General features: G+C 64.9%; 1 protein-coding gene. It reads right to left on the bottom strand.

All coding sequences use genetic code 11. The features are described from left to right. A partial coding sequence (locus WBQ44_RS06445) for a hypothetical protein (RefSeq protein ID WP_495565895.1) occupies positions 1–3,942 on the bottom strand: 3,942 nt, incomplete at both ends.

The following is a 3,942-nucleotide window of genomic DNA, read 5'->3' as shown; positions in this document are numbered from 1 at the left end:
CCGTGTCACTGCCGGTCGCGGGCAACGCGTCGACGGAGCCGCCGCCGGTTGCCGGGATCTCGGTGACCGGCGCCTCGGTCGCCGCGCCGTCGACGGTGACCGCCATCCACCCGATCACGCCGGCTTCGTTCTGCACGACAAGCGTGTGGCTGCCTGCGACGATCGATGCGGGCACAATGCCGGTCACGGTGCCGTCTGAAGCGACCTGGGTCCATGTGCCGAGCGCCGTCGGCGTGGAGTGCAACCAGAGCTGCACCCACGTTCCCCGGTGCTGCGCGCCGACCTGCACGGTGAAGGGGTCACCCACGCGCAGCGTGGATGAGGTCGAGATGAGGCCTTCGAGCGCGGGGTCGAGGTCGTCGAGGCTTACGGGCGTCGAGGGGATGGCCGGACGGCCGTCGGCATCGCCATCGCCGCCTGAACCATCACCGTCCCCGTCGCCGCCGTCGCCGGAACCGTCACCGTCGCCGGAACCGTCACCGTCTCCGCCGCCATCGCCTGAACCATCGCCATCGCCACCGTCGCCGGAACCATCACCGTCGCCAACCTCCTGCACGACGACCACGCGCACCTCAGAGTCTGCGGTGGCGCCGTACGGGTCAACCGACGTGACGTACCAGCCATGCGTGCCGAGGTCCGGCTGCCAGGTCGTGCTCACTTCACTGCCACTCGCCACGTCGGTCAGCGTGTCGATTGCGGTCTCGGTCAGCACCTCTGCGGTGAACGCATCGGTGGACAGCACCTTCTGCTGCGGAACGATGCCGAGCGCCTCGTAGGCGATCGTGAAGTCCTGGTGCTCGATCTCGAGCGACGGGTCGTCGGAGTTGTAGTCGTCGTATGACGGCGTGTAGGTGCGGAAGATGACCTGGCCGCCCACGCTGTCGAAGTGCATCAGGCGCAGGTACCCCTGACCGCCTTCGGGCAGACCCTGGTAGTCGAACAGAATCTGGTGCACCTGGCGGTCGTCGACACCGTCGCCGTCGTCATCGAACGCATCGATGCGGGTGAACGCGTCGTGGTAGTGGCCCGAGAACACCGTGCGAACGTTCGAGTTGGTCGCCACGACCTCGTCATAGATCTGCTGCGGGATGGGTCCCAAGCCACCGGTCGTGAGCATGTACTCGTGCAGGTTGATCATCGCAACGCGCTCGGGGTACTGCGCGAGCACCTCGTTCATCCACGCGATTTCTGCGTCGCCCGGTCCCCAGCCGACGTAGAGCATCAAGAAGTCGATGCCGCCGACGGTCATGAGGTCGTAGTGCCCCCGGTTGTTGTCGTAGCTGCCGCCGAACCACGGGTTGCCTGCGAACCGCTCGTCACCGAAGAAGGTGCCGTAGTTGGTGTAGTCGATCTCTTTGTGACCGACGTCGTGGTTTCCGGCGAGCACGCCGTAGGGCAATCCCGCGGCGTCGAGCTTGTCGTACTCGGGCACCGCGAAGTCCCACTGCCACAGCTGGTCGTAGTCGTCGACGATGTCGCCGGTGTGAAAGAGATACTGCAGGTTGAGATCGGCACGTTCCGCCAGCAGGTAATCGTGGATCGCTGTCTGGTGCTGGTGGAACTCCTCGTTGTAGTACTGCGTGTCGGATTCCCACGCGAGCGTGAAGTCGTACTGCGACCGCGGGGTGTCTTCGACGTTGTTCGGCTCAACGACGCTGTCACGAGTCGACAGGTCGGTGCCTGCGAATCCCTCGGAGTGCTGCACCAGCACGCGCACGACGCCGTCTGCGACGTACTCTGCCGCACCCACGAGCGCGCCGAGCGTGAATGAGGTCTCAGCACCGTCGGTCGTGAGCGCCCGGTCGAGTTCATGCCACGTGCCATCGACGCCCAGCGCGTACAGCAGCACCTTGGCTTCGGCGTTCGCCGAGCCGTCCCAGCGCAGGCGCACGCGAGCGTCGGCCCCCGCCTCAGCGGGCACGGCGACGTCGAACATCTGGTACGGGAACGCGGTATCACTCGCCTCGCTCAACGACGCCTCGTCGAGTCTGCCGATCTGCTCGACCTCTTCTTCCGTCAGCGCGCGTCCCTCGCTGCGTTCGACGGTGTCAGCGGTGGTGACCGCTCCCGTGGTCGCAGCGATATCGTCGCCCAGCTCGAGGCGGTATGCCTCGGCGAACGTGACCGTGAGCGTGTCGTCAGTCGGGTCGGTCGCACGAGCGGTGAGGGTGATGTCTTCGCCTTCGATTGCGAGCGCACCGTCTTCAGGCGTGATCAGCTCGTTGCCGGGTTCTTCGACCGGAGTGGTGAAGGCGACTGTCACTGCAGCGACGTTGCCAACAGCATCCGTCGCTGAGAAGACCACCGCGTGGTCGCCATCGCTCAGCGAGATCGATGACGTCGCGAACGGCAGCTCGATCTGCTTGCCGTCGAGCGTTGCGGTCATCTCTGCGAGCCCCGAACCGTCGTCGGTGGCCGCTCCGTCGATCACGAATTCACCCTGGTAGCGGGTGCCGTCGACGAGGTCGGTCACGATCGTCGGGGCGGTGTTGTCTACCAGCACGGATGCTGCCGCTTCGAGCTCTGCCACCGATGCAGTCACGACGTGTGCACCATCAGCAGCCGATGTGGTGTCCCAGGTGTATCCTGCCGCGGTGTTCGCGTCTGCCGGAACCGTGAACTCCGCGTCGTAGAAATCGAACTTGCCAGCACTGTCACCCATCGCGAGTACCGCGGTCGGGTCGGTATAGCCCGCGGGTGCGAGTGAGCGGCCGTCGGGCAGCAGCAGGCGCAGGTTTCGGATGGTGAAATCGTCGTTGTTCTCGTTGAGGTCGATCTCGGGCGCGGCTTTCGTGCCGGCCCAGACGCTCAGCGTCACCGTGTCCACGCCTGCGAAGTACGACAGCGGCACCGGTGTTGAGATCGTCTCCCAGCCCGAGTAGATACCGTCGTCGAAGATACGCAAGACGTCGTCGCCGATTCGCACTCCGTTGCGGAAGAACGTGTCGACACCGCTCGCCTCGAAGGCGAAGACGGGCTTGGTTTCGAGTTGGTCGACGGTGTCTACCGCGACGTCATCGATACGCAGTTCGACGTTCGATGGATGCTGGTCGGTGCCGGCCACCACATCGACCGAGCCCGCAACCCACGCACCGTCTTCGAGATTGAGTCGCAGCGCTGCCGCGTCGACTCCCGCCACCGGCACGCGGCGCACGTCCGTCGACACTGTGTTCGCGCCATCGCGGGCCGTGACGACGTACTCGAACCACTTCTTGCCCGTGAGGTCTACGGCGTTGATGGCGTAGGCGTAATCGTCACCGGCTGCGAGCAGGTCGACGGTGGTGAAGTTCTCTTCGAGGTTGCTGCGCACCGCGAGTGTGAGGGTCTTGACCTGCACGTTGTCGGTGGCGATGAACGACATCGCGAAGTCTTCACCGGGCGCGATCTCTGCGGCGGTGTTGTCGGTGATCTGAGGTGCCACAACATCTTCGGCCACGATCATGAGACCGGCGTCGACCTGTTCGGGGTACACCGCACCGGGGGTGGCGACCGCAGTGCCGAACTTGGTCTGCAGCGTGAGATCTGCCGGGTTGACCGCGTACTGGACCGGCATGTCTGCGGTGGTGTCGTCGACGCCACCCAGGTTGTAATACGCGCGGTTGACGCTGAAGCCCGTGTTGGTAACGATTTCGAGTCCGCGCGCCGCGCTGTTGGCCATGCCCGCCGAGTCGATCTCGAACAGGGTGGTGTCGGCGACAAGAGCGCTGCCGAAGTGGGTGTTGAAGTCGTCGGCGGTCAGCGCATCGTTGGCACCGTTCTTGATCCAGAAGACGACCGTGCCTCCGGCGGCGATCGATGCGTTGCGGTTCGTCGACGGCCAGAGTGCGGTCGCCGAGTTCGTGAGGTCGGCGAGGGGGTACAGGTACTTGAGCGTGTAGTCGCTGAAGTCGACGGCTTCGCTCGTCGCGTTGTACACCTCGATGAATTCGTAGGCGTCCGATC

The sequence above is a fragment of the Rhodococcus sp. (in: high G+C Gram-positive bacteria) genome, assembly GCF_049591685.1.
Classification (GTDB): Bacteria; Actinomycetota; Actinomycetes; order Mycobacteriales; family Mycobacteriaceae; genus Rhodococcoides.
Note: the sequence above shows the minus strand (reverse complement) of the source record. Positions and strands in the feature narration are given on the sequence as shown.